Source organism: Sphingomonas faeni, assembly GCF_040407565.1.
GTDB lineage: Bacteria > Pseudomonadota > Alphaproteobacteria > Sphingomonadales > Sphingomonadaceae > Sphingomonas > Sphingomonas faeni_F.
This window is the reverse complement of sequence record NZ_JAPZPR010000014.1, coordinates 60,701-84,841: the sequence shown is the minus strand read 5'-3', so window position 1 is coordinate 84,841 and position 24,141 is coordinate 60,701. Positions and strand designations below refer to the sequence as shown.

Genomic DNA, 24,141 nt, shown 5'->3' with positions numbered 1-24,141 from the left:
AGAGGATTGCACTACGTGGCTCTGGGTCCTGACTTTCGTCAGGATGACGGCGCTACGGGAACCGAACACCAAAACTGGCACGCCCCTTGCTGAGCATCCCCTAAACCAGGGGCACCGCACACGGGCATGACCGTCAATCCTATCACTACCGGCCGAATCCAGTCCGCGATCGCGCTTGCGAGCAGCAAGACGGGCGTGGATTTCGACTATCTGCTGGGCCAGGCGAAGCTCGAGAGCGGGCTCAACGCCAACGCCAAGGCCGGCACGTCCAGCGCCTCCGGCCTCTATCAATTCATCGAACAGAGCTGGCTCTCCGTCGTCAAAAAGCACGGCGCCGAGCACGGCATGGCGTGGGCCGCGAACAGCATCGGCACATCGTCGAGCGGCCGCCTCTCGGTCGGCGATGCCGGCACCAAGGCGGCGATCCTCGCGCTGCGCAACGATCCCAACGCCGCGTCGCTGATGGCCGCCGAATACGCGTCGGACAACAAGGCCTCGCTCGAAGGCACGCTGAACCGCCCGGCCTCCGGCACCGACCTGTATATGGCGCACTTCATGGGTCTCGGCGGCGCGACCAAGTTCCTGAAAACGATGCAGGCCAACCCGCAGGCGAGCGGCGCCGCACTATTTCCGGCCGCGGCACGTGCAAACCACAATGTCTTCTACGATTCGAACAACCAGCCGCGCACGCTGTCGGCGATCTACGACCGGTTTGCCGACAAGCTCGGCGGTGCCGCCGCCGGGGCAAGCGCGACCGCGACGCCCGCCAACTACGCCGCGCAGGCGCTCGACATGAACGGCAGCACGGTCATCACCGGCAACAACGAGAGCGCCGACGACGCGCTCGCCTGGGCGACCACCGCGATAAACAAGTTCACCGGCAAGACGACGCAGGCTGCGGTGAACGTCCTGCGCCCGACGCCCGACACCGCGCGCCTCGCCTACATGATGCTCGCACGGTTGGGCGGCTAAGCCATGAACCGCATCCTCTCCAACGCCCGCGCGTCGGTCCTGCCGCTCGCGATTCTGCTGCTCGTGCTCGTCATGGTCGTGCCGATCCCGGCATTCATGCTCGACATCTTCTTCGTGGCGAACATCGCGATCAGCCTCGCGGTGCTGATGGTCGCCTTGAACGCGCAGAAGCCGCTCGATTTCTCCGCCTTCCCGACCGTGCTGCTGTTCGCCACCCTCTTCCGCCTCGGCCTCAACGTCGCCTCGACCCGCATCGTGCTGGTCCACGGCCACGAGGGCGAAAGCGCGGCGGGTCACGTCATCGAGGCGTTCGGCACGTTCCTGATCGGCGGCGATTACGTCGTCGGCATCTTCGTCTTCGCGATCCTGATGATCATCAACATGATCGTCGTCACCAAGGGCGCGGGCCGCGTGTCGGAAGTCAGTGCGCGCTTCACGCTCGACGCGTTGCCCGGCAAGCAGATGGCGATCGACGCCGACCTCAACGCCGGCCTGATCACCCCCGACGAAGCCAAGGCACGCCGCGTCGAAGTCTCCACCGAAGCCGATTTCTACGGCTCGATGGATGGATCGTCGAAGTTCGTGAAGGGCGATGCGGTCGCGGCGATGCTGATTCTCGCCGCCAACATCATCGGTGGCCTGATCCTCGGCCCCGTCAGCCACGGCATGACGATCGCGGATGCGGCGCACAACTACATCCTGCTCGCGATCGGCGACGCGCTCGTCGCGCAGTTGCCGTCGCTGATGCTCTCGATCGCCGCCGCCTCGATCGTCACGCGCGTCACCTCGGACAAGGATCTCGCCGGCCAGATCGGCGGCCAGTTCGGAAGCCCACGCACCTGGACCCCGGTCGCGGTCATCCTCGCGCTGCTCGGCATCCTGCCCGGCATGCCGCACATGGTGATCCTGCCGGCCGCGGCGATCGCCGGGTTCGCCGCGTGGAAGCTCCGCCAGATCGAGCGCCGCCCTGCCCCCGTCGTCGTCGTCCCGGTCGAGACGATCGACCAATCGAAGATCGGCTGGGAGGAAGTCACCGATGGGATGCAGGTCAATCTCGACATCGGCTACGGCCTGGTGCCGCTCGCCGACGAGCGTCGCGGGTCGCCGCTGATGGGGCGCATCACCGGCGTGCGTCGCCAGCTGTCGAAGGAACTCGGCTTCGTCGTGCCGCAGGTCCGCGTCCGCGACGACATCAACCTCGCGCCGTACGTCTACCGCATCCTCGTCAACGGCGTCGTCGTCGGCGAGGACACCGTCTCGCCCGACGAGATGCTCGCGCTCGACACCGGCCAGGCGTTCGGCGACCTGTTCGGCAAGAAGGTCAAGGATCCGACCTTCGGGCTCGACGCGACCTGGGTCGATGCGAGCGACGCCGATGCCGCGACTGGTGCCGGCTATCTCGTGGTCGATCCCGGGACCGTGATGGCGACGCATCTCAACCACCTGCTCGGCCAGAACGCGTCCGAGCTGCTCGGCCAGGACGAAGTGCAGGCACTGCTCGACGGTCTCAAGGAGCGCGCCGCGCAACTGGTGGCAGCACTCGCACCGCTGCCGATCACGACGCTGACGCAGGTCCTGAAAGGCCTGCTCGCGGAGAACGTGCCGCTCAAGGAATTCCGTCGCATCGCCGGCGCGATCGCGGTCGCGGCACAGCGCACGCAGGACGCCGAGGAGATCATCGAGACGATCCGTCCCGAGCTCGGCGCGCTCATCATCCAGAAACTGTGCGGCGTGCGCGAACCGCTGCGCGTCATGACGTTGGAGGGTCAATTGGAAGGTCTGCTCGGCCAGGCGATGCGCGCCGATCAATCGCGCCGCCACGTGATCGAACCCGATCTCGGCCGCCGCATCGTCGAGGCGCTGCAACGCGCCGCCGAACCGCTGATCGCCGAGGCGAAACCGTTCGCGCTGGTGGTCCAGCCGACCATCCGCATCGCCATCCGCAAGCTCGTGCGGACGTGCCTGCCCGATACGCCGGTCATGTCGTTCTTCGAAGTGCCCGAGGAGAAGGCGGTCGAAGTCGTCGCCGTCATCGGTGCGTCGCAACAGGCGCTGGCGGCATGAGCGCCCTCCCGATGCGCGGTGCGTTCGCCGATGCGCAACCGCTGACGTACCGCCCGCACCAACGCCCCGGCGGCGATGCGGACCAGCTCGTCAAACAGCACCTCCCGCTCGTCCGCCGGATAGCCTGGCACGTCCACGGCAGCATGAGCAGCAGCGTCGAGGTCGAGGACCTGATCCAGGTCGGCCTCGTCGCGCTGGTCGAAGCCGCCGCGAATTTCGACGAACGCGGCATGCCGTTCAAGACCTACCTGATCACGCGTTTGCGCGGCAGCATGATCGACGAACTCCGCCGCCAGGCCACGTCGACGCGCGGCGCGATGCGGCGCCGTCGCCAGTATGCCGAGGCGATCTCGACGCTCACCGCCCGCACCGGAAAAGCTCCAGGAGAAGACATGATCGCAGAGCATATCGGCGTGACGATCGAAAAACTCCGCACCGACTACGTCACCGCCGACGCGATCCGCTTCGACTCGATCGACGAGATGTACGCCGACGACCTGCCCTGGTTCGCCGACGACACGCCGGACGCGTTCGAGCAGCTCGCCGACAGCGACATGCGCGAGGCCCTGATCAAGGCGATCACCGCGCTGCCGGAACGCGAGGCGCAGGTGATCCAGCTTTATTACGTCGAGGAACTCAACCTCGAGGAGATCGGCGAAGTCTTCGGCGTCGGCTCCGCGCGCGTCTGCCAGATCAAGGCGTCGGCGCATGCCAAGCTGAAAAAGGCGCTCGCCCGCCAAATCTAGCGCATGCTCAGCCGCGCGCATCCGGCGGTCGACCGCCAGGCAGCGGCACCGGCGCGTGAAACGGCGCCGCTCGACACGTTGCCGTCGCGCTCCGCGTGGTGCTGCCGAGAAGGCGGATGACTTGATGGTCGACCAGCGTCGCGGTTCTGCGATCGAACGTCATTAGTCGCGTCTGATTGCCGCCATGTATGTCCGCGAGCCTGATCGGATCGGACGCGCGGTCGCTGATCGCATAGGTCTGCTCGGCCCGGCACGCCGCGTAGCAATAATATCCCGTCGCCAGATCGGCGCTGAACGTCAGGGCGTAGGGAACGATCTGTGGCGCAGCGTCGCCGACCCGGATGGTTTCCGTGCCGCTGCATCGCTCGCCGATCCGGGCTTGGCCCTGCGCCGAGGTCGATCCGAGGATCGCGAGCGCGAACGCACAAACAGCGTGTCTCATGGTGGTCGCCCCGGCACTGTGATCGACGAGCAGACCTAATCCCGTGTCGCGTCGTCCGCCAATGACAATAGCGTCACCGAACACCGCACGCGATCCGCCCTGTCGGCGACGCACCGCAAAACCCAAAAACCCCGATGGCATGCGCCACCGGGGTTTCGTGCCGCCCCTCCGTTGCCGGAGTTAGGCAGGTCCGATCGGCACCGACACCCTCGGGGGGGCGGTGCCGGTGCCGGTCCGGATTACTGAAGCAGCTTCAGGACGCTCTGCTGGCTCTGGTTCGCCTGGCTGAGCATCGCGGTCGATGCCTGGCTCAGGATCTGCGCCTTGGCGAGCGCGGTCGTCTCGGCCGAGAAGTCGGCGTCTTCGATGCGGCTCTTGGCGTCCGACAGATTGGTCGCGTTCGAGGTCAGGTTGTTGACGACCGACTCCAGGCGGCGCTGACCTGCACCAAGCGATGCTCGCGTCGCCGAAACGCTGTCGAGTGCCGTGTCGATATCGTCGATCGCAGTAGCCGCACCCGTAGCACTGGAAATGTCCGAACCCGTTGCTGCGGTAAGATCGAGGGCCGTGATCGTCAGGTCGACCTGGTCAGTGCTACCGGCGCCGGTCTGGATCTTGATGACCGTATCCGCGGTATCGAACAACTTGACCTTGTTGAACTTCGTGTCACTCGTGATGCTGGTGATCTGCGCCGAAAGCTGGGTAACCTCGACCTGCATGTTGGTACGATCGGTGTCGTCATAGGTACCCGATGCGGACTGCACCGACAATTCGCGCATACGCTGCAGCATGTTAGTGACTTCGTTGAGCGCGCCATCGGCGGTCTGCGCCAGTGCGATACCGTCATTCGAGTTGCGAACGGCTTGGTTCATGCCCTTGATCTGCGCGTTCATCGAGCTTGCGATCGCGAGACCCGCGGCGTCGTCCTTGGCCGAGTTGATCCGCTTGCCGGTCGACAGGCGCTCCATCGCCGTCGACAGTGCAGCCGATGCCATGTTCGAGGCGTTCGAGGCGCGCATCGACGAGATGTTGGTACCGATAACAGTCATGGTGGGTCTCCGAATGTCCGGCTTCCCGCCGCCCCCATGGCGAAGGACCGAGCCGTCGAATGAGGTAACGGCCGCTTCGGGACGGACTTAAGCGGAAAATGCGTCGGAAAATTCGCCCGGGACGTCGCCTCGTGTGCGGGCTCGCACGGACGCGGACACGCGCGCGAACATGGGCACGCGCGCGCACGCAGCCGCGTGTGGCCGCGCGACCGCGCCCGGAAATAATCTGCCGGCCGGCGGCAGGGTTTAACCGCGCGTTTACCACCCCTACCCCATTCACCGAATCGTCCAGGGGGAACAGCATGCGTTCGATTTTTCCATCAGCTGCAGTCACTTCGCGTAAATATGCACTCGTGTCGTCGCTCCGTGCGCAAGGCTTCGGCATCGGCTCGTTCGAAACCGCGCAGCCCGGTGCCAACGACCTGTATCTGGTGGCGGATGGCGAAGGCATCGCGGCCCCCGCCCGCACCGTCGTGATCGGCAACGAGGGCCGTGAAGTGACCCCGTCGCGCAACGGTTCGCCGGCACGGATCAGCTTCGCCGCCGACGACACCGCCGTCGGCAACGGCTTCGCGCGCGCGCTGATCGGTGGGCCCGAGATGCCGACCGCAGCGGACCCCGAATCGCTCGCTCTCCTGGCGCTGGCGGAGCGCGTCGCCGCCGCGGACATCACCGTCCTGATCAACGGCCCGACCGGCACCGGCAAGGAAGTGCTCGCCCGCGCCATCCACAATGGCTCCGTGCGCAAGGACAAGCCGTTCATCGCGATCAACTGCGCCGCGCTGCCCGAATCGATGCTCGAGGCGCTGCTGTTCGGCCACCAGAAGGGCGCGTTCACCGGCGCGTCGTCGGGCGGCGACGGGTTCTTCCGCGCGGCCAATGGCGGCACCATCCTGCTGGACGAGATCGCCGAGATGCCGCTCCAGTTGCAGGCCAAGTTGCTCCGCGTGTTGCAGGAGCGCGAGGTCGTGCCGCTTGGCGCCTCGGTGCCGCAGCCGATCGACGTGCGCGTGATCGCTTGCGCCAACCGCGACCTCCATGCCGAAGTCGCCGCCGGCCGGTTCCGCGCCGATCTCTATTACCGCCTTGCCGTGTTCCCGCTCGCGACCAAGTCGCTGGCCGAGCGCCCGCAGGACATCCCCGCGCTCGCCGCGACGCTTATCCTGCGTCATGCCGGCAACCGCAACGTCATCCCCTGGCCGAGCCACGCGGCGATCGAACAGCTGATGCTGCACGATTGGCCGGGCAACGTCCGCGAGCTCGAGAACGTGGTCCAGCGCGCGCTGCTGTTCTGCGGTGGTGACACGATCGAGGCGAACCACATCGTGTTCGACCGCCCGGTAACGATGACGTTCCAGCGGGCCGCGCCGGTGATGTCGATCGCCCCCGCCGCAACACCAGCTGAACCCGAAACCCTCGGCAATATCGTCCAGATGAGCGAATTCGCGGCGATCCGCGAGACGCTCAAGGCCTGCAACGGCAGCCGCATCGAGACCGCGAAACGCCTCGGCATTTCCGAACGCACGCTGCGCTATCGCCTCGCCAAGGCGCGCGAGCAGGGTGACGACATCGGCAGCGCCCAGAATTGGGGCAACGCTAACTGGGCCGCCTCGGCATGAGCGGCGTATCCGGCATCGGCGGCGGCGCGATGAGCGTCGACCGCGTCATGGCGCTGCGCTCGCAGATCCTCGAACGCAATCAGGCGCTCTCGCGTGCTGGAGCAGCCGGGAACGTCACGCCGACCGAGACGGTCAAGCCGACCAGCTTTGCCGATTCGATGGAAACCGCGCTGAAGAGCGTCAACGACGGCCAGACCCAGGCCGCCAAGCTCAGCGAAAGCTATGAGCGTGGCGAGACGGTCGACATCGCGAAAGTGATGCTCGCCCGCCAGCAGGCGTCGGTCGGCTTCGAGGCGACGTTGCAGGTCCGCAACAAGCTGCTGTCCGCCTACAAGGATATCATGAGCATGCCGGTCTGACATGAGCACCGCACTCATCCCCACATCCGGCGCGACCGAACGGTTCGCCAATCCCCTCCAGCAGATCAAGGGCGCGTTCGCGCAGCCTGCGGTCCGCCGCTCGCTGCCGATGGCGCTGATGGTCGGTCTTATCGCCGCCGCCGCGCTTGCGTGGATGAGCCTGTCGACGCCGACGCAGAAGACGCTGTTCAGCGGCCTGCCCGATTCCGACAAGGCCGCGGTCACGTCCGCGCTGACGACCGCCAACATCAAGAGCCATATCGACGAGGGCACCGGCGCGCTGACCGTCGGCGAGGACGATTACAGCCGCGCGAAGATGCTGCTCGCTGGGCAAGGCCTGCCGAAGGCAGCGCCCGGTGGTTACGCGATCCTCGACCAGCTGCCGATGGGCGTTTCGCGCGCTGTGGAAGGCGAACGCCTCCGCCAGGCGCGCGAGTCCGAGATGGCGAAATCGATCGAGGAAATCGACGCGGTCGCGGAGGCGCGCGTGCATCTCGCCATGCCCGAAGCATCGGTGTTCGTCCGCGACAACGCCTCGCCGTCAGCGTCGGTCATCCTGAAGCTTCAGGGCGGCCGCTCGCTGAGCGACGCGCAGGTCAGCTCGATCATCAACCTCGTCGCCTCGTCGGTCCCCGGCATGAAGCCCGAGGCCGTGACGATCGTCGACCAGATGGGCGCGCTGCTCACCAAGGGTGGCGGCAAGGACGGTGCCGGTGCGGCGAGCGACGCACGGATCGATATCCAGCGCCGCGTCGAGGACAAGTATCGCACCCAGCTGATCGCGCTGCTCACGCCACTCGTGGGCGCAGGCAATTTCACCGCGGAAGTCCAGGCCGACGTCAATCTCGACGAGAGCCAGGCGACGCGCGAAAGCTATGAGAAGCAGGGCGTACTACGCGCCGAGACGGGCAACTGGACCGGCAACCAGAAGGACGGCGCTGCCGGTGCTCCCGGTGGTATTCCTGGCGCGCTGAGCAACACGCCGCCCGCCGCCAGCACCTTGTCGACGCCGCAGGCCGCCAACGGCGCGTCGGGCAGCCCGGCTCAGCCGGTCGCCGGTGGCGCCGCGCCCGACGCGATGAAGCAGTCCGACCAGTATCAGCGCGCCTACGACCTCGGCCGCGAAGTCTCGGTCACGCGCGCCACGCCGGGCGGGGTCAAGCGGCTTTCGGTCGCCGTCCTGCTCCGCGATCCCGACAAGGGTCGCCGCACCGCGATGGAGATCAACCAGATCAGCGATCTCGTGAAGAGCGCGGTCGGCTTCGATCAGGCGCGCAACGACAACGTCACCGTGATCAGCCGTAAGTTCGCCGGCGCCGATGCGACCGCGACGAGTGGCCCCGCCTGGTACGACAATGCCTGGCTGCCGGTGCTCGCACGCAACGGCACCGCCATCCTTATCGCGCTGCTGGTGCTGCTGCTCGGCGTCCGCCCGATCGCCAAGGCGCTGATGAAGAAGCGCGACGACGCCGGCACGCGCCCTGCGCTCGGCCAGCCGATCGGCGCAGCGAACGCCGACGGCATGGCGGTCGCCGCCCCCGTCAGCCTCGACCAGCTCGAGAACACGCGCGGCTATGACGACCGGATTGGTGCAGTCCGCGGCTTCACGCGCGACAATCCGACGCGCGCAGCGCTTGCCGTGCGCGACATGATCAAGGCCGACGCCAAGTGAGCGAGGCCGCCATCCGCACCTACACCGGCGTCGAGCGCGCCGCGGTGCTGATGATGCTCGTCGGCGAGGAGGAGGCTGCGGCCATCCTCCAGAAGCTCGAGCCCGAAGAAGTCCGCCAGCTCGGTGCAGCGATGTTCAAGGTCGCCGACGTGTCGGAGCAGGAAGTCGAGGACGTGCTCGACGATTTCGTCGGCCGCGCGCGCGAGCGTACCGCGATCGGCTTCGACCCGCGTCCGCAGATCGAGGCGGTGATGAACCGCGCGCTTGGCCCCGAGAAAGCGGAAAGCGTGCTCGCGCGCATCACGCCGCCCGAGGCCGCCTGCGAACTCGAACTGCTCGACTGGCTCGACGCACCCGAGATCGCCGCGATGATCGAGAAGGAGCACCCGCAGATCGCGGCTGTGCTGATCGCCAATCTCGACGCCTCGATCGGTGGCCAGGTGCTCGAACTGCTGCCCGACGCGGTCCAGCCCGATATCCTCCACCGCATCGCCCGGCTGGGCCCGATCACGCCCGAGGCGGTCGAGACGTTGAAGATCGTCCTCGCCAACCGCACCACCGCGGCCCCGGGCTCGGCGGGCGTCACGCTGGGTGGCACGCGTGAAGCGGCCAAGATCCTGTCCGGCGCGCGCAAGGCGACCGAACAGCGCGTCATGCCGAAACTGTTCAAGATCGACCGCGACGTGGCGAAGGCGATCGAAGAGGCGATGTTCGTCTTCGACAATCTGCTTGAGCTCGACGACAAGAATCTCGGCACGCTGATCCGCAACGTCGACAGCGAGATCCTGACCAAGTCCTTGAAGGGCGTCGACGAGACCATCCGTAACCGCTTCCTCGGCTGCATGTCGGCGCGCGCCGCGGACGGCATCCGCGACGAGATGGAGGCACGCGGTCCGATGAAGCTCGCCGAAGTGCTCGAGGCACAGAAGGCGATGATCGGGATCGCGCGCGGCCTCGCGAAGGACGGCACGATCCAGATGGGCGGGGGCGACGACGATTATGTCTAACGGCTTCACCGCGGGCTTCGCGTCGCGCCACACGACGACGGCCAACATTCTGGCAAGCGCATTCGCCCCACCCTCCGGGTTCGCGGCTGCGGATATTCGCGAGCGTGCGACGGTGCGGCCCGCGAACTTCGCGTCGCCGAACTTCTCGTCGGAGCCGAGCACCCCACGTCACTTCAGCCCGGCCGACAAGGACGTGAACCCGACCGCTGGCTGGGATCCGCTCGATCCGGCAAGCGAGTCGTCGTTCATCGATCCGCTCGCTGCCGCGCATGCCGCCGGCTATGCGGAGGGTCTCGCCGCCGCAGCCGCCGCCGCGCACGAGACGGCGGCACGCGACGGCGCGCTGCTCGGCGACCTCGCCGCCGCACTCGGCAACGACCGGATCGACCGCGATCACGTCGCCGCTCAACTCCGCCAGACGGTGCTGTTCCTCGTCTCGAAACTCGTCGGCGAGGTAGGCATCGCGCCCGACGTCCTCGCCGGACGGATCGAAACCGCTGCCGACCTCCTGTCCGACTCCGCCGAATCCGCGCTGCTCCGCGTCCACCCGGACGACGTCGCGCTGCTCGAAGGCCGGCTGCCCAAATCGATCTTCGCTGCGGGCGATCCGGGCGTTGCACGCGGCAGCTTCGTGCTCGAAAGCGCATCGACGATCGTCGAGGACGGTCCGGAACTGTGGCTCGACCAATTGGCGCAGGCGATCGACCGGGTGCCGGTGCCCAAATGCTGAACCGCTTTACCGCCGACTATCTCGAAACCCTCTCCAACGCCGATTTCGTCGCCAAGCCGAAGGTCTCCGGCCGCCTCGCCTCGTTCGACGGGCTGTTGATGGAAGCGGTCGGCCTGACGCTACCCGTCGGCACGGTCTGCCAGGTCGGCGAAGGCACGGCGAGCGTCGAGGCCGAAGTCATCGGCTTCCGCAACGGCCGCACGTTGATGATGAACCTGGGCGGCCCCGCCGCGCTCCTCCCGCGCGCGCCGGTCAAGCCGATCGGCTCTCCAGGCGAGGCGGAAGTCGGTGCCGCACTCCTAGGTCGTGTCGTCGACGGCGCCGGCAAGCCGATCGACGGGCTCGGCCCGATCCGTGGCGCCAGGCGCTGGCCGCTCGCGGGGAAACTCCAGTCGCCGCTCGATCGTGGCCGCGTGCTCGAACCGCTCGACGTCGGCGTCCGCGCGATCAACGGCCTGCTGACGATCGGCCAGGGCCAGCGCGTCGGCATCATGGCGGGCTCGGGCGTCGGCAAGTCGGTGCTGCTCGGCATGATCGTCCGCGCCGCGCAGGCCGACGTCATCGTCATCGGCCTGATCGGCGAGCGCTCACGCGAAGTCGCCGACTTCCTCGAAACCAAGGTGGCCGGCGCAGCGCGCAAGCGTTCGGTGGTCGTCGCGGTCCCCGCCAACCACTCCCCCGTCCTCCGCATCCGCGGCGCACTGCGGGCGCACGCGATCGCCGAATCCTTCCGCGACGAAGGCAAGAAGGTCCTCCTCATTATGGATTCGCTGACCCGCGTCGCCCACGCCGGTCGCGAGATCGGCCTCGCGCTAGGTGAACCCGCGTCCGCGCGCGGTTATCCACCCAGCGCCATCGCCATGCTGCCGAACCTGATCGAGCGCGCGGGCGTCGACGTCCACACCGGCGGCTCGATCACCGCGATCTACACGGTGCTGGCGGACGGCGACGACGGCAACGACCCGGTGGTCGATTCCGCCCGCTCGATCCTCGACGGCCACATCGTCCTCAACCGCCAACTCGCCGAGCGTGGCGTCTACCCCGCGATCGACATCGGTCCCTCGGTCAGCCGCGTGATGACCGACATCGTGCCCGCGCATCACGCCAAGGCCGCACGCACGCTCCGTCGCCACCTCGCCACCTACGAGGAAAACCGTGATCTCGTCCTTATGGGCGCCTACCGCCACGGCGCCGATCCGGCGATCGACGCCGCCATCGCCTGCCACCCGGCGGTGATGGAATATATCCGCCAGGACGCCGACGAGAACGTCTCGTTGAACGACGCGGTCGCCGAGCTGACCGGCGTGTTCGGCGGCTGAGATGGCGGATGCCCGCGGCAAGACGCTGGCGCGCATCCACCGCGTCCGCACGCTCCAGCTCGGGCTGACCCGCGCCGACGAAGCGCGCGCGAACGACAAGTTCGCCAGCGAACAGGCACTCTCCGGTCGTATCGCCTTGCTCGCCGAAGCCGTCGCGCCGGTCCATGAAACGCAGGTCGCCGTGTCGCTCGGTGCCGCCGCGCACTACCGCGATCGCCTGCAACAGTCCGCCAACGCAGCCGTCGAACGCGTGCAGGCCGCCGAATATCACGTCGAGCGCGCCGCCGAGGCAACGCGTGCTGCCAAGCGGGACCAGAGCGCGGTCGAGAAGCTCCTCGCCCGCGCCGACGCCGATGCGGTGCTCAAAGCGATCCGCGCGATGGAGGAGGCACCCGCCTTCCGGAAGGTTCGGCACGATCCTTGCTGAGTGCCGGGCAGACGCCCGAACGCGAGTGCCCGAATGATCCAGACCGCGACCCTTTCCCATACCGTTCCCCCCCATCCTCGCGCCTCTGCTGCGAAGAATGGCGGCGAGTCGGGCGATTTCGCGGGCGCCTTCGAGCAGGTCAGCGACGAAGCGAAACCCGAACCTTCCGCCGTAGCGCCGGAAGACGAGCCCCGGCAGGACGACGCCGCGACCGGCAACGCCTTGCCGCTGCCGGATATGGTGCCCGATGCCGTCTTCGTATGGCAGCCGATCATTGCAACGCCTGCCCCTGCCCCAGCCGTTTCCCTGCCCGCTGCACGCATCGCCGATGCATCCACCATGCAACCAACTAGCGTGCAGCGACCGACATTCGCGCAATCGCAGCCGCAGGCCGCCACGCCTGCTCCGATAGAGCCTCAACCAATCCTGCCCGCCTCGCCGATCCAAGCTGGCGGCACACCCGCAACGCAGTTCGCCGCCGCGATCATGGCTGCGATGCCACCGGTAAAGACGGCCGTGCAGACGCCGGTGGACACGCCGACCACAGACGCGCCGCGTTGGGCCATGCCCGATACGGCGCCCGTTACCCTCGTCGCGGCACAACCCGACACCGTCCAGCCGCAACCCGGTACGGTCGCGTCGGCCGCGATGGTGTTCGGCGCGGCGATTCAGGATGCGACGAAGAAACGTGATGAGCCCGACACGCCCGCCCCGTCCGATACGCCACTGGCCCCGGTCGGCGCGACCGCACCGCATGAGATCAAGGTCGCCGACGCGCAGCAGGCGCCGCTCGACATGCGGCAGGAGCGCTGGCCGCACGCGATGATCGAGCGGATCGAGATGCTCCGCGACGCCGCCGATGCGGTCGACACACGCATCCGCCTCGTCCCCGACGCGCTCGGCGCGATCGACGTATCGGTGAAGACGGAGGGCGACACGGTGCGCGTCCACTTCAATGCCGAGCAGGCTGCGACGCGGACGTTGCTGACCGACGCGCAGCCAAGGCTCGCCGAACTCGCCGAAGCGCGCGGGTTGAAGCTTTCGCAAGGATCGCTCGGTGACGGCGGCGCACACCAGCAGCAGCGCGCACCCGCGGCGCCACAAACCCCGAATCGCCCCGCGCCGGTCTCGACCGTGATCGCGGATACGCCCGACGACATCCGAATCGCTTGAACCGAAGGACCCTGAAATCATGAGCGACACAAAAGAAACGCCCGACGCCGCCCTGAAGAAAAAGGGCAAGATGAAGACGATCCTGATCGGCGGCGTCGCGCTGCTGGTGCTGGTCGGCGGTGGCGTCGGCGCGGGCGTCTATGCGTCCAGTGCCGGGTTGATCGGCGGCGGCGGTCACGCCGCCGAAGCCGAGGACGGCAAGCCCAAGCTCGTCCCCAAGAGCGAGCAGAAGCATGCGTCCGAAGGCGGCGAAGGCGGCGGTCACGGCGGCGAGGAAGCCGCGCCCGAAAACCACGGGATGAAGCCCCCCGCAGGGCAGGGCGGCGACAAATACGCCTCCACCTACTACCCGCTGGAGAAGGATTTCACCTCAAATCTCCAGGACTCGGTGCACTTCGTCCAGGTCGGCGTCGCGGTCTCCACGCCGTATGACGACACCGTCATCACCAACCTCAAGACCAACGACATCGCGGTGCGTTCGGCGATCCTGATGGCGCTCGGCGACACCACCGAGGAGCAGGTGATGAGCAGCGACGGCAAGCGTCAGCTACAGGTGAGATTGGCGAAAGCGATCAACGATACGCTCAAGCAGAAAGAAGGGTTCGGCGGCATCGGTAACGTTTACTTTACCAGTTTCGTTGTTCAGTGAGGCATGGTTAACGAGGCCTCAGCAAAGACACGCGAGCGACGCGACCGGGACCGTTCCGGCGCGCCCAAGGACGGCGTGCTGCATCAGGGCGTGCTCGGCGGGGCCAAGCTCAATCCGTTCGGCGACCTGCATTCGTTGCAGCATCTCTCGGCGCGGTTCGCACGCGGTTTGCGCGGCGTGTTCGAGCCTTTGCTGCGCCAGGAAGTGCGCTGCTGGGCCGAGCCTCTCGTGGTCCAGCGCTTCACCGATTACCGCGCGGAACGCAGCGATGCGCTGACCGCGTGGCTGCCGCTGATCATGACGCCGGGGATGGCGCAGGCGCTGTGCATCATGGACGGCAAGTTCGTGCTCGAGATGCTCGACATGTTCTTCGGCGGCACCGGCGCCGCGCCGCACGTCCTGCCGACCGAGTTCTCGCCCGCCGCCGAGGCGATGGTCGCGCGGATCGGCCAGATGATCGCCGCGCCGCTGAAGACCGCGTGGGAGCCGATGGCGCGGTTCGATTTCCTGCCGACCCGCGTCGAGGTGAACCCGGCGATGATCGCCGATCTCGACGGCGAGGACGCGATGATCGTCACGCGCTTCGGCATCGCCGCGGGCGCCGCGAAGCCGGTGTTCCTCGATCTCGTCTACCCCGTCTCCGCGCTGAAGCCGCACGCGCCGTCGCTGACCGCGAAGGTCGTCGGCAAGTCGGCCGAGCCCGATCCGGCCTGGCGCACCGAGCTGACGCGGGCCGCCATGAACGTGCGCTTCCCGATCCGCTCGGTGCTCGCCGAGCCGGTCGTCAAGCTGACCATGCTGATGGACCTGAAGCCCGGCGACGTGATCCCGATCACCATCTCGGGCGACGTGCCGGTGATGGTCGGCAACAACCGCCTCGGCTGCGGCACGGTCGGCACGTCCAACGGCTTCGCCGCCATCCAGCTCACCTCGATTACCCGTTTCGACGAAGGATTTGCAGCATGAACGACATGACCGGAGGCTTCCCCGTAGATGCTGCCGTCGCCGCCAATTTCCGGCTGCTCCAGGATGTCGACGTCAAGCTGACCGTCGAGATCGGCTCGACCAGCCTGACGCTGCGCGAACTGCTCGCGCTCGGTGAATCCAGCGTGATCGAGCTCGATCGCCAGGCCAACGAACTCCTCGATGTATTTGTCAACGGCACCCTGATCGGCCGCGGCGAAGTCGTCACGGTCGGCGAACGCTTCGGTGTGCGGATGACCGAGCTCGTCAGCCCCGACAAGCGCGGCTGATCGACGATGCTCTGGACCTATATCCTCAAGCTCGTCATCCTGCTGCCACTGGTGTGCGGACTGATGTTCGGCTGCCTGTATCTGTGGCGCAAGTTCGAGAGCCGGATCCCGGGCAAACCCTCGACGCGGCTGATCGGCGTCAAGGAAACGATGATGATCTCGCCGGGTCTGCGCCTCGCGGTGATCGATTTCGAGGGCCGTCGCCTGCTCGTCTCGGTCGGCCGCGGCGGCGTGCACCTGATCGACAAGGTCGACGCATGAGCGCGGTCGCTCGCCCGACGGTGACGCGCAAGGGTTCGGGCCCTGCCCTGTTCGCCGCATCCTCCGCCCAGCCGTTTTCCCGCGTACGCGGGAATCCAGGAGCCACGAACGGTGCGCTGCTTGGTTCTGGGTCCCCGCGTTCGCGGGGAAACGGGTGGGTTTGGGTCCTGCTGGCGGTAGTCCTCGCTCTCTTCCTCGCAATGCCCGCCTTCGCGCAAGGCGTCCCTGCCCCGACCAACCCCGCCGTCGGCGACGCGGTCGATCGCGCGCTCGGCCAGCTCGGCGGCCAGGCCGCGGGCAATACCGGCCAGAGCGGCTCGTTGTCGCTCTCGCTGCAAGTCCTCATCATCATGGGGCTGCTAACGGTCCTGCCGGGGATCCTGCTGATGATGACCAGCTTCACGCGAATCATCATCGTGCTCGCGATCCTGCGCCAGGCGCTCGGGCTGCAACAGACGCCGCCGAACCAGGTGCTGCTCGGGCTGTCGCTGTTTCTGTCGTTCTTCATCATGGCGCCGACGATCAGCCAGATCAACACGACCGCGATCCAGCCCTATGCCGCCGGGCAGCTCGCCGGCACACAGATGATCACGACGGCTGGCGTTCCGCTGCACGCGTTCATGGTGAAGCAGACGCGGATCAAGGACGTCACGATGTTCGCGCAGATTGCGAAATCCGGGCCGTACGCGACGCCGACCGACATCCCGTTTTCGGTGCTGCTCCCGGCGTTCGTCACGTCGGAGCTGAAGACCGCGTTCCAAATCGGCTTCCTGATCTTCCTGCCGTTCATCGTTATCGACCTCGTCGTCGCGACCGTGCTGATGTCGCTCGGCATGGCGATGTTGTCGCCGACGATCATCTCGATGCCGTTCAAGCTGCTGCTGTTCGTGCTGGTCGACGGCTGGGCGCTGACGATGGGTAGCCTCGCCAACTCGTTCGCGACTTGAGAGCATGGACGCGCAATATTTCCTGACCGTCGCGAACCAGACGATGTGGGTGCTGGCGCTCGCCAGTGCGCCGATCCTGATCCCGGCGCTGCTGGCGGGGCTGATCCTGGGGATGATTCAGGCGGCGACGTCGATCAACGAGCAGACGCTGTCGTTCGTGCCGAAGCTGGTCGTGGTCGCGGTATCGATCCTGATCTTCGGGAGCCTGATCCTCGGGTTGCTGAGCGATTTCACGATCGGGATCTTCGAGCGCATTCCGGATCTGGTGAAGTGAGGCGCAGCGCCAGCGCGGCTACGCCCGCGCTGCCAGCGCAAGCCCGGCCGGCCTCGGCGACGCCGAGGTCCGACGACGCGGCTTTGCCGCGGCGGGGCCATGCTGAACACGCGACCGCACTTGCTGCTCCCCTCCCGCAAGCGGGAGGGGAACTTACTGATGCTGGGCTTCGGCCTCTCGATCGAGCCGCAGCTGTGGGCGCTCGTGTTCGTGATGATCCGCATTGGTGCGACGTTCATCGCCGCGCCGGTGTTCGGGTCCGTGTCGGTGCCGCTGACCGTGCGCGTCACTTTGTCGGGCGCGATAGGGTTCCTCGTCCTCGCGGCGCACCCGATCGTCCCGCCGCAGAACATCTTCGCGGTCACCACGATCCTCTCCGCCGCCGCGGAAGCGCTGGTCGGCCTCGCGCTAGGCTTCGTCCTTCAGATCGCGTTCGCCGCACCGATGATCGCGGCCGAGGTGATCGGCGGCGCGATGGGGCTCGGCTTCGCATCCTCGATCGATCCGCAGAACGGCAAGTCCTCCCCCGCCCTCGGCCAGTTTTTCTCGATCATGCTGACGCTGCTGTTCCTGTCGGTCGACGGCCACCTGATCCTGATCGACCTGCTGGTGAAGAGCTACGACGTCCTCCCGCCCGGCGCCGCGTGGATCGGCGTCGAGCGGCTGAAGGCGATCGCGTTCTTCGGGGGTTACGCGTTCCTCGCCGGACTGTTGCTCGCGTTGCCAGTGGGTTTCCTGCTGCTCTGCCTCAACATCGTCGTCGGCATGCTGAGCCGCGCCGCGCCCTCGCTCAATCTGTTCGCGGTCGGGCTCCCGGCGAGCCTCGCGGTCGGCGTCATCACGCTGGCGATCGCGTTCCCGACGATGGGCGACTACATGCTCGTCATCGTCCGCGAAGGACTCGCCGCCACCGAAAACCTGGTGCTCGGCTGATGTCTGAGGATTCGGGCGAAAAAACCGAAGCACCAACCGCAAAGCGCAAGAAGGATGCGGTCAAGAAGGGCGACATCCTCAAATCGCGCGACTTCGCCACCGCGCTGAGCATGCTCGCCGGGGTCGCCTGGCTGATCTACGCCGGCCCGACGCTGATCACCGCGTGCAAGGCGATCATGAGTTCGAGCTTTCAGTTCACCCATGCCGATGTCGAGGACTTCTCCCCCTGGCGGCCGCTGATGGAAGCCGGCGGCAAGCTCGCGCCATCGCTCATCACGCTGTTCATCGTCAGCATCGGCGCCGCGATCCTGAGCCAGGCAGGGCTCGGCTCGCTCGGCTTCAACGGCGGCCTGCTCGCGCCCAAATACAGCCGCGTCGATCCGGCGGCGGGGCTCAAGCGCATCTTTGGCGCGAACGGCTGGATCGAGCTCGGCAAGTCGTTGCTGAAGGTCGTCCTGCTCGGCACGATCGGCGGCTGGATGCTGTGGAACGCCGCGCATTCGACGATGGGGCTCGCATCTTCCGCAGATCTCAACCAGGCGCTGTCGACGCTCGGCGGGATCTTCAAGGGCATCCTGATCGCGATGGCGTTCGGGCTGTGCGCGATCGCCGGGATCGACCTGCCGATCCAGATCATCCGCCGTCTGGGCAAAATGCGGATGTCGAAGCAGGAGGTGAAGGACGAGCACAAATCGACCGAAGGCAATGGCGAAGCGAAAGGCCAGATGCGCGCGAAGATGCGCGCGATGGCCAGCGGCGGCCTGCGGAAATCGGTCGCGGAGGCGCATGTCGTACTGACCAACCCGACGCATTTTGCCGTGGCGCTGCGCTACGATCGCGGCAGGGACCAGGTGCCGGTGGTGGTCGCCAAGGGGCGCGGTGCGACTGCGCTGGCGATCCGCGAACTCGCCGGTGAAGGCCGCGTGCCGATCCTCGAATATCCGGTGCTGGCGCGTGCGGTCTATTACACCAGCAAGGAGGGGCAGGAAGTCCGCGACGACCTGTACACCGCGATCGCCACGGTGCTGGCGTTCGTGTTCGGACTGAATGCGGCGGCCGGCGGTACGGCAGCCGGCGTCCAGCCCTTCGTGACCGTGCCGAAGGATGCGCGGTTCGACGAAAACGGCGTAAAACATGTCTAAAGATCGCCTGCCGCCGGCCGTTCCTAGGGGTAAGCGCGCGCCGATCGTGCGTGCAGGAATCGCTTCATGGTAACTTCGACGACGAGCGCGACGGCCACGCCGACCCCCACCACGACGAGCGGCAAGACCGCGGTCAACACCGCGACGCAGTCGTTGCTCACCGCGCTGAACGCGGGTTCGGGAGTCGATACGGGCACGCTGGTTTCCTCACTGGTCGAGGCGCAGTTCGCCGCACGCACGGCGACGCTGAAATCGCAGACCGATGCGCTCACCGCACAGATCTCTGGCATCAGCACGATCAAGAGCACGATCACCGGCTTTTCGACCGCGCTGGAGACGCTGGTGAAGAGCGGTTCGTTGCAGACTCAGCCGATCAGCTCCAGCACCGCGACGGTCTCGGCGACCGCACTGTCGGGCGCGAAACTGGCGAACCTGTCCGCCAGCGTGACGGTCAAACGGCTCGCGACGGCGCAGGCATCGAGCAGCATCGAGCCGTTTCCGAGCCGGACGGCGCCGCTCGGCACCGGCAAACTGACGCTGACGATCGGCACGAAAACCTATCAGGATGCGGACGGCACGGTCTGGGACGGCGGGATCGACGGGAAAGCCTATACGTTCGACGTAGGCCGCGGCAGTCTCGACGAGATCGCCGCCGCGATCAACGGACAGCGGACCGGTGTCACCGCGTCGATCGTCACAGACTCGACCGGCGGCGCCTATCTGTCCGTCAAGGGCACGACCGGCGTCACGCAGGCGTTCACGATGACCAGCGAGAACGGCAACGCGCTCGACATCGGCCAGGGTTCGGCCGCTATGCAGACCACGGCCGAGGCGGGCAATGCCCAGCTGATGGTCGACGGCATTGCCGTGGAGCGGTCGAGCAACATCGTCAGCGACCTCGTCGACGGCGTGAAGCTGCAACTGAACGCGGTATCGACGTCCCCGGTGTCGCTCACCAGCACCACGCCGACCGATGCGCTGACCCAGGCCGTCACCGACGTGATCGAGACGTATAACCAGGTCCTGGCGGCGATCACCGAGCAGACCGATCCGAAGACCGGCACGCTGCGGTCGGATCCCGCCGCGGCGTCGCTGCTGAAATCGCTGAAGGCGCTGACGTCGAAGGCTCTGGTCGGCGGCGCCGTCTCGGGCATCCCGCGGACGCTCGCCGAGATCGGCGTTGCCACCAACAACGACGGCACGCTCCGCGTCGACAGCAAGCTGCTCGCCAAACAGGTTGCGGCCAATCCGGACACGATCGAGGCGATGTTCGCGCCATCGGGCAGCAACGTGCTGGGGCTGTCGGCGACGCTGTCGGCACTGACCACCAGCGCGACGAGCGTGGCAACCGGGCTCGGCGCCTCGACCGCGCGCTATACGGCCGCGGTCAGCGACATCGCCAAGCAGCAGGACAAGGTCACCGATCAGTCCGCGCAGCTGTCGACCCGGCTGACCCAGCAATATGCCAGCCTGAACTCGCGCCTGTCCGCGTATAAATCGACGCAGACGTTCCTCACCAACCAGATCGCCGCCTGGAACAAGAGTTCGTGACCTACGCCTCGACCCTGACGCGCGATCCGTTCGCGACCTACCGCCAGATCGACGCGGTCGGTCGCACCGCCGCCGCGGACGGCCCGGCGCTGGTGCAACTGCTCTACAAGGAGCTCGTCGCCGCGCTGCGTGCCGCCGCCTGGGCCTGCGAGCACCGCAAGTTCGCGGTCAAGAGCGAGCGTATCACCCGCGCCACCGCAATCCTGTTCGCGCTCGAAGCGGGCCTCGATTTCGAAAAGGGCGGTCAGGTCTCCGAGACGCTCGCACGGTTGTACGGCGGCGCGCGCAAGACAGTGATCAACGCCTCGCTCGGCCACGATCCCGCGCCGTTCCGCGACTCCGCCGACATGCTCGAAGAGATCGCCCAGGCATGGCGGACCGCCAGCGCCGCCTAGGCTTGCTCGATCCTCCCCCGCCAGGGGGAGGTGGCTGGCACTTGCCAGACGGAGGGGGCGGACACGGAACAGCGGTGGTCGCCGCCTCTCCCTCCGTCGCAGTTGGCGCCACCCGAAAGAGTTGAAGGTCTAGCGCCGGAACCAGTGGCGAGCGGTGAAATACCCGACGACGCCCACCGCGATCACGACGCAGGCGGCCGCGATCGCATCGAACGCCCACGGCTCCTCGGCATAGGGCAGCCCCTTCACGTTCATCCCGTACAGGCCGGTGAGGAAGGTCAGCGGCAGGAACACCATCGCCGCGATCGAGATGATCAGCGAACGACTGTCGATCTGCTCCGCGCGCAGGTCGGTCAGCGTCTCGTGAACCAGCGCCGAGCGTTCGCGGATCGATTCGAGCTCCTCCGCCATCCGCGCCGCGCGATCCGCCGCCGCCGCCAGATGCAGGCGATCGTCGTCGGCAAGCCAATCGCCAGGCAACGCCGCGAGCTTCTCCAGCGCCGCACGTTGCGGACTGAGAAAGCGCTTATAGCCGATCGCCGCCACCCGCACCTTGCTGACCGTGCGACGCAGTTCGAACACACGATTGGCGTCGAGCTGTTCCTCGCAATCGTCGAGCTGATCGCCCAGCGACGCGACATCGGGATCGAGATCGGTGGTGATCGCGGTCGCGAAGGCGGCGATCAGGTCGCCCGGGTCGCGGATCTCGCCGCGCTCGACCATCTTCTCCACCTCGGCGACGGCGATCAACGGTTTCCGCGTGACCGAGAACACACGGCCCTTCACGGCCCAGATCCGCACCGAGGCGAGCATGTCCGACGTATCGAGCTCCTCGTGCGACCGCCCGCGCAGGTTGAGGAACGCCCCCTCGCCGACCGCCTCGCAGCGCGGCCGCGTCTCGGCCGCGGTCAGCGCATCGACGACATATTCGTCGAGCTTCGCCTCGTCGCGGAGCCAGTCCTGACCGTGCTCCGCGGTCGTCGACAGATGCACCCAGACGAGGTCGGCGGTGCAATCGAGCGCCTCCTTCACGCCGACGGGCGTCGCTTCGCCGTCGGTGATGCGAAAGCCGAAGCCGCTCACAAGGCCATCTCGATCGCGACCGACAGGCCGGTGCCTGGATCCGCGGGCATTGCCGCGCAAAGCCGCGCCGCATCGGCACGCGCGCGATCGAGGATCGCCGAGGGGACGTCGGCGCTGTGATACACCCGGTCCGCGCTGGCCAGCGCGCGCGCCTGGCGGAGCGTCAGGTCGTCCGGATCGGTCGAGGTGAGGCGGATCGCGACCTGCTCCCCTCCCTTCCAGGGAGGGGAGTCTGGTGTGGCCAGCCATGCGTCGACGTCGTGCGTCGGCGAAAGCGGATCGAGCGCCCCCCCCGCCTCCATCGCCGTCGCCAGCGCGCGGCGGCGCTCGCCCATATCGGGCCAGCGCATCCGCAAAGCACCACGGGCAGCCTGCAACGCCAGCGCGAGCTTTCCCAGATCGGCCGGCACCAGCGCTTCCAATCGCTGCCGCACCGCCGCGGCGAGTCCCGCCGACACGCCGCTCGTCCCGATCGCGATCAGTACCGGCGCACGGTCGACGATCGCGGGCAGCGTGAAGTCGCACAGCGCAGAACGATCGACCGCGTTGACGAGGATGCCGCGCGCCTTCAGCCGCGCGACCGCTGCCAGCGCTTCGTCCTCGTCATCGATCGCGACGATAGCGAGCGACGCAGGAGCATCTTCACCAACGACGTCCGCGCCCGCGCGATCGAGCAGCCGCCGTTTCGCATCCGCCGCCTCGCCTTCGCCCAGCAAAATCACCGGGCGCCCCGCCAGCCGGACGAACAGCGGCAGACTTTGCAGCGGCAATGTCGGCGGCAGCGGCGGCGGCGGCGAAGCGGGTGACGTCACCGCTTGAGCCATTCCGGCACGCGCTCGGCGGCCAGGATCGTCTCCGGGTGGATGCGGTCGGCGACCACCGCGAACCGGTCGCCGTCGACCAGCACTTCGGGGACCAGCGCGCGGCTGTTATAGGTCGACGCCATCGTCGCACCGTACGCGCCGGCGGTACGGAAGATGCCGAGATCGCCCGACTTCACCGCGTCGATGTCGCGCCCCATCGCGAAGGTATCGCCGGTCTCGCAGACCGGGCCGGCGATGTTGGCGGTCATCCGCTCGCCGCTCGGCTCGACCGCGACGAAATCATGATACGCGTCGTACATCGCGACGCGCGCGAGGTCGTTCATCGCCGCATCGACGATCACGTACGGGTTCAGGACGCCGGGCTTCACCCAGATCACCTCGGTCAGCAGCACGCCGGCATTGCCCGCGATCACGCGGCCGGGCTCGAACATCAGCTCGACGTCCCAGTCCGCGGTCGCCCGCGCGACCATCGCGCCATAGTCCGCCGGGCTCGGCAACACATCGTCCGGCTTGTACGGCACGCCAAGCCCGCCGCCGAGATCGACGCGGCTGATCGTGTGCCCCGCAGCGCGCAATTCCGCGACCAGTTCGCCGATCCGCGCATAGGCGGCCTCGAGCGGCGCGAGATCGGCGAGCTGGCTGCCGATGTGGATCGCGACGCCGCGCAAATCGAGACCGTCATGCTGCGACAGCCGGTCGAACATCGCCACCGCCTGGTCGATCGCGACGCCGAACTTGTTCTCCTTGCGCCCGGTCGAGATTTTCGCGTGCGTTCCCGCGTCCACGTCGGGGTTCACGCGCAGCACCGCCGGCGCGCGCTCGCCGCGCGCATGCGCGAGCGCGGCGAGGACCTCGCCTTCCTCCTCGAGCTCGAGATTGAACTGGCCGATCCCCGCGTCGAGCGCCTGCGCCAGTTCGCGCCGCGTCTTGCCGACGCCCGAGAACACGATGTCCGACGCCGGGATCCCCGCTGCCAGCGCGCGCTGCATCTCGCCCGCCGAAACGACATCGGCGCCATAGCCCTCGTCGGCGAGAACGCGCAGCACCGCGACGTTCGGGTTCGCCTTGATCGCATAGGCGAGATGCACGCGCCCCGCGCCCTTCAGCGCATCGCGGAACACCTGCGCGTGGCGGCGGAAGGTGGCGGTCGAATAGACGTAGACGGGTGTGCCGACGGCCTCGGCGATCGCCGGCAGCGCGACGTCCTCGGCGTGCATGACTCCGTCACGATAGGCGAAATGGTCCATGGA

General features: G+C 67.3%; 26 protein-coding genes. 21 read left to right on the top strand and 5 right to left on the bottom strand.

The genetic code is table 11. The annotated features are described in order from the left end of the window. Positions 1-126: 126 nt before the first annotated feature. Genes O6Y00_RS20955 through O6Y00_RS20945 form a run of 3 tightly spaced genes read left to right on the top strand, consistent with a single transcriptional unit; the run spans position 127 to position 3,782 of the window. Positions 127-972 carry a lytic transglycosylase domain-containing protein gene (locus tag O6Y00_RS20955; protein ID WP_353444458.1) on the top strand — a complete coding sequence of 282 codons (846 nt, stop codon included), beginning with the start codon at positions 127-129 and terminating at the stop codon, positions 970-972. 3 nt (positions 973-975) lie between these two features. Beyond that, on the top strand, positions 976-3,036 hold the full coding sequence (gene flhA, locus O6Y00_RS20950; protein ID WP_353444457.1) for a flagellar biosynthesis protein FlhA: 2,061 nt from the start codon (positions 976-978) through the stop codon (positions 3,034-3,036). Next, entirely contained in the window at positions 3,033-3,782 is a 750-nt protein-coding gene (locus tag O6Y00_RS20945) for a FliA/WhiG family RNA polymerase sigma factor (protein ID WP_353444456.1), read from the top strand. Before flhA ends, O6Y00_RS20945 begins: the two co-directional genes overlap by 4 nt. Positions 3,783-3,789: 7 nt before the next feature. Here the strand turns inward: O6Y00_RS20945 and O6Y00_RS20940 are convergent, their stop codons facing one another. Both O6Y00_RS20940 and O6Y00_RS20935 read right to left on the bottom strand, forming a co-directional pair. After that, positions 3,790-4,224 carry a hypothetical protein gene (locus O6Y00_RS20940; RefSeq protein ID WP_353444455.1) on the bottom strand — a complete coding sequence of 145 codons (435 nt, stop codon included), beginning with the start codon at positions 4,222-4,224 and terminating at the stop codon, positions 3,790-3,792. Between the two features lie 239 nt (positions 4,225-4,463). Beyond that, positions 4,464-5,273, bottom strand: a complete 810-nt coding sequence (locus O6Y00_RS20935) for a flagellin (RefSeq protein ID WP_353444454.1) — start codon at positions 5,271-5,273, stop codon at positions 4,464-4,466. Between the two features lie 302 nt (positions 5,274-5,575). On the opposite strand from O6Y00_RS20935, the gene O6Y00_RS20930 reads away from it, so the two are divergent. The 18 genes from O6Y00_RS20930 to O6Y00_RS20845 all read left to right on the top strand — a co-directional run bounded on the left by O6Y00_RS20930 (position 5,576) and on the right by O6Y00_RS20845 (position 20,984). Continuing rightward, the gene (locus O6Y00_RS20930; protein WP_353444453.1) at positions 5,576-6,892 is read left to right on the top strand and encodes a sigma-54 interaction domain-containing protein; all 1,317 of its coding nucleotides are present in this window, start codon (positions 5,576-5,578) and stop codon (positions 6,890-6,892) included. After that, complete coding sequence (fliE, locus tag O6Y00_RS20925; protein WP_056061615.1) at positions 6,889-7,251, top strand: flagellar hook-basal body complex protein FliE; 363 nt, start codon at positions 6,889-6,891, stop codon at positions 7,249-7,251. The genes O6Y00_RS20930 and fliE overlap by 4 nt, the downstream gene beginning before the upstream one ends. A 1-nt stretch (position 7,252) precedes the next feature. After that, positions 7,253-8,923: a flagellar basal-body MS-ring/collar protein FliF gene (gene fliF, locus O6Y00_RS20920; protein WP_353444452.1), complete on the top strand. Its 1,671-nt coding sequence runs from the start codon at positions 7,253-7,255 to the stop codon at positions 8,921-8,923. After that, positions 8,920-9,930 carry a flagellar motor switch protein FliG gene (gene fliG / locus O6Y00_RS20915; protein WP_353444451.1) on the top strand — a complete coding sequence of 337 codons (1,011 nt, stop codon included), beginning with the start codon at positions 8,920-8,922 and terminating at the stop codon, positions 9,928-9,930. The genes fliF and fliG overlap by 4 nt, the downstream gene beginning before the upstream one ends. Then, the gene (locus O6Y00_RS20910) at positions 9,923-10,660 is read left to right on the top strand and encodes a FliH/SctL family protein (protein WP_353444450.1); all 738 of its coding nucleotides are present in this window, start codon (positions 9,923-9,925) and stop codon (positions 10,658-10,660) included. The genes fliG and O6Y00_RS20910 overlap by 8 nt, the downstream gene beginning before the upstream one ends. After that, positions 10,654-11,979 (top strand): FliI/YscN family ATPase, encoded by a 1,326-nt coding sequence (locus O6Y00_RS20905; RefSeq protein ID WP_353444449.1) that lies wholly within the window; start codon positions 10,654-10,656, stop codon positions 11,977-11,979. Before O6Y00_RS20910 ends, O6Y00_RS20905 begins: the two co-directional genes overlap by 7 nt. 1 nt (position 11,980) lies before the next feature. Continuing rightward, complete coding sequence (locus tag O6Y00_RS20900) at positions 11,981-12,406, top strand: hypothetical protein (RefSeq protein ID WP_353444448.1); 426 nt, start codon at positions 11,981-11,983, stop codon at positions 12,404-12,406. Between the two features lie 33 nt (positions 12,407-12,439). Beyond that, the gene (locus tag O6Y00_RS20895) at positions 12,440-13,579 is read left to right on the top strand and encodes a flagellar hook-length control protein FliK (RefSeq protein WP_353444447.1); all 1,140 of its coding nucleotides are present in this window, start codon (positions 12,440-12,442) and stop codon (positions 13,577-13,579) included. A gap of 19 nt (positions 13,580-13,598) precedes the next feature. After that, on the top strand, positions 13,599-14,228 hold the full coding sequence (locus O6Y00_RS20890) for a flagellar basal body-associated FliL family protein (RefSeq protein ID WP_353444446.1): 630 nt from the start codon (positions 13,599-13,601) through the stop codon (positions 14,226-14,228). A gap of 3 nt (positions 14,229-14,231) precedes the next feature. Further along, positions 14,232-15,194 (top strand): flagellar motor switch protein FliM, encoded by a 963-nt coding sequence (locus O6Y00_RS20885; RefSeq protein ID WP_353444445.1) that lies wholly within the window; start codon positions 14,232-14,234, stop codon positions 15,192-15,194. Beyond that, a complete protein-coding gene (gene fliN / locus O6Y00_RS20880) occupies positions 15,191-15,481 on the top strand; it encodes a flagellar motor switch protein FliN (RefSeq protein WP_056054132.1) in 291 nt (96 codons plus the stop codon). The genes O6Y00_RS20885 and fliN overlap by 4 nt, the downstream gene beginning before the upstream one ends. 6 nt (positions 15,482-15,487) lie before the next feature. Further along, the gene (locus tag O6Y00_RS20875; RefSeq protein ID WP_056054129.1) at positions 15,488-15,742 is read left to right on the top strand and encodes a flagellar biosynthetic protein FliO; all 255 of its coding nucleotides are present in this window, start codon (positions 15,488-15,490) and stop codon (positions 15,740-15,742) included. Further along, entirely contained in the window at positions 15,739-16,689 is a 951-nt protein-coding gene (gene fliP / locus O6Y00_RS20870) for a flagellar type III secretion system pore protein FliP (RefSeq protein WP_353444444.1), read from the top strand. The genes O6Y00_RS20875 and fliP overlap by 4 nt, the downstream gene beginning before the upstream one ends. A 4-nt stretch (positions 16,690-16,693) precedes the next feature. Continuing rightward, positions 16,694-16,963 carry a flagellar biosynthesis protein FliQ gene (fliQ, locus tag O6Y00_RS20865; RefSeq protein WP_055874447.1) on the top strand — a complete coding sequence of 90 codons (270 nt, stop codon included), beginning with the start codon at positions 16,694-16,696 and terminating at the stop codon, positions 16,961-16,963. Between the two features lie 159 nt (positions 16,964-17,122). Next, positions 17,123-17,896 (top strand): flagellar biosynthetic protein FliR, encoded by a 774-nt coding sequence (gene fliR, locus O6Y00_RS20860; RefSeq protein ID WP_353444443.1) that lies wholly within the window; start codon positions 17,123-17,125, stop codon positions 17,894-17,896. After that, the gene (flhB, locus tag O6Y00_RS20855; protein WP_353444442.1) at positions 17,896-19,038 is read left to right on the top strand and encodes a flagellar type III secretion system protein FlhB; all 1,143 of its coding nucleotides are present in this window, start codon (positions 17,896-17,898) and stop codon (positions 19,036-19,038) included. Before fliR ends, flhB begins: the two co-directional genes overlap by 1 nt. A gap of 66 nt (positions 19,039-19,104) precedes the next feature. Then, positions 19,105-20,589: a flagellar filament capping protein FliD gene (gene fliD, locus O6Y00_RS20850; RefSeq protein ID WP_353444441.1), complete on the top strand. Its 1,485-nt coding sequence runs from the start codon at positions 19,105-19,107 to the stop codon at positions 20,587-20,589. Then, positions 20,586-20,984, top strand: a complete 399-nt coding sequence (locus O6Y00_RS20845; RefSeq protein WP_353444440.1) for a flagellar protein FliS — start codon at positions 20,586-20,588, stop codon at positions 20,982-20,984. The genes fliD and O6Y00_RS20845 overlap by 4 nt, the downstream gene beginning before the upstream one ends. A 129-nt stretch (positions 20,985-21,113) precedes the next feature. On the opposite strand, the gene O6Y00_RS20840 is transcribed toward O6Y00_RS20845, so the two are convergent. Genes O6Y00_RS20840 through lysA form a run of 3 tightly spaced genes read right to left on the bottom strand, consistent with a single transcriptional unit; the run spans position 21,114 to position 24,138 of the window. Continuing rightward, positions 21,114-22,067, bottom strand: coding sequence for a CorA family divalent cation transporter (locus O6Y00_RS20840; RefSeq protein ID WP_353444439.1), 954 nt, complete (start codon positions 22,065-22,067; stop codon positions 21,114-21,116). Then, positions 22,064-22,837: a precorrin-2 dehydrogenase/sirohydrochlorin ferrochelatase family protein gene (locus O6Y00_RS20835; RefSeq protein WP_353444473.1), complete on the bottom strand. Its 774-nt coding sequence runs from the start codon at positions 22,835-22,837 to the stop codon at positions 22,064-22,066. Before O6Y00_RS20835 ends, O6Y00_RS20840 begins: the two co-directional genes overlap by 4 nt. Positions 22,838-22,875: 38 nt before the next feature. After that, positions 22,876-24,138, bottom strand: coding sequence for a diaminopimelate decarboxylase (lysA, locus tag O6Y00_RS20830; RefSeq protein WP_353444438.1), 1,263 nt, complete (start codon positions 24,136-24,138; stop codon positions 22,876-22,878). Positions 24,139-24,141: the final 3 nt, after the last annotated feature.

Excerpts from the sequence above, each read along its gene's own strand:
- O6Y00_RS20955 (WP_353444458.1), top strand. The coding sequence starts at position 127 with ATGACCGTCAATCCTATCACTACCGGCCGAATCCAGTCCGCGATCGCG.
- flhA (WP_353444457.1), top strand. The coding sequence starts at position 976 with ATGAACCGCATCCTCTCCAACGCCCGCGCGTCGGTCCTGCCGCTCGCG.
- O6Y00_RS20945 (WP_353444456.1), top strand. The coding sequence starts at position 3,033 with ATGAGCGCCCTCCCGATGCGCGGTGCGTTCGCCGATGCGCAACCGCTG.
- O6Y00_RS20940 (WP_353444455.1), bottom strand. The coding sequence starts at position 4,224 with ATGAGACACGCTGTTTGTGCGTTCGCGCTCGCGATCCTCGGATCGACC.
- O6Y00_RS20935 (WP_353444454.1), bottom strand. The coding sequence starts at position 5,273 with ATGACTGTTATCGGTACCAACATCTCGTCGATGCGCGCCTCGAACGCC.
- O6Y00_RS20930 (WP_353444453.1), top strand. The coding sequence starts at position 5,576 with ATGCGTTCGATTTTTCCATCAGCTGCAGTCACTTCGCGTAAATATGCA.
- fliE (WP_056061615.1), top strand. The coding sequence starts at position 6,889 with ATGAGCGGCGTATCCGGCATCGGCGGCGGCGCGATGAGCGTCGACCGC.
- fliF (WP_353444452.1), top strand. The coding sequence starts at position 7,253 with ATGAGCACCGCACTCATCCCCACATCCGGCGCGACCGAACGGTTCGCC.
- O6Y00_RS20910 (WP_353444450.1), top strand. The coding sequence starts at position 9,923 with ATGTCTAACGGCTTCACCGCGGGCTTCGCGTCGCGCCACACGACGACG.
- O6Y00_RS20905 (WP_353444449.1), top strand. The coding sequence starts at position 10,654 with ATGCTGAACCGCTTTACCGCCGACTATCTCGAAACCCTCTCCAACGCC.
- O6Y00_RS20900 (WP_353444448.1), top strand. The coding sequence starts at position 11,981 with ATGGCGGATGCCCGCGGCAAGACGCTGGCGCGCATCCACCGCGTCCGC.
- O6Y00_RS20895 (WP_353444447.1), top strand. The coding sequence starts at position 12,440 with ATGATCCAGACCGCGACCCTTTCCCATACCGTTCCCCCCCATCCTCGC.
- O6Y00_RS20890 (WP_353444446.1), top strand. The coding sequence starts at position 13,599 with ATGAGCGACACAAAAGAAACGCCCGACGCCGCCCTGAAGAAAAAGGGC.
- O6Y00_RS20885 (WP_353444445.1), top strand. The coding sequence starts at position 14,232 with ATGGTTAACGAGGCCTCAGCAAAGACACGCGAGCGACGCGACCGGGAC.
- fliN (WP_056054132.1), top strand. The coding sequence starts at position 15,191 with ATGAACGACATGACCGGAGGCTTCCCCGTAGATGCTGCCGTCGCCGCC.
- O6Y00_RS20875 (WP_056054129.1), top strand. The coding sequence starts at position 15,488 with ATGCTCTGGACCTATATCCTCAAGCTCGTCATCCTGCTGCCACTGGTG.
- fliP (WP_353444444.1), top strand. The coding sequence starts at position 15,739 with ATGAGCGCGGTCGCTCGCCCGACGGTGACGCGCAAGGGTTCGGGCCCT.
- fliQ (WP_055874447.1), top strand. The coding sequence starts at position 16,694 with ATGGACGCGCAATATTTCCTGACCGTCGCGAACCAGACGATGTGGGTG.
- fliR (WP_353444443.1), top strand. The coding sequence starts at position 17,123 with ATGCTGGGCTTCGGCCTCTCGATCGAGCCGCAGCTGTGGGCGCTCGTG.
- flhB (WP_353444442.1), top strand. The coding sequence starts at position 17,896 with ATGTCTGAGGATTCGGGCGAAAAAACCGAAGCACCAACCGCAAAGCGC.
- fliD (WP_353444441.1), top strand. The coding sequence starts at position 19,105 with ATGGTAACTTCGACGACGAGCGCGACGGCCACGCCGACCCCCACCACG.
- lysA (WP_353444438.1), bottom strand. The coding sequence starts at position 24,138 with ATGGACCATTTCGCCTATCGTGACGGAGTCATGCACGCCGAGGACGTC.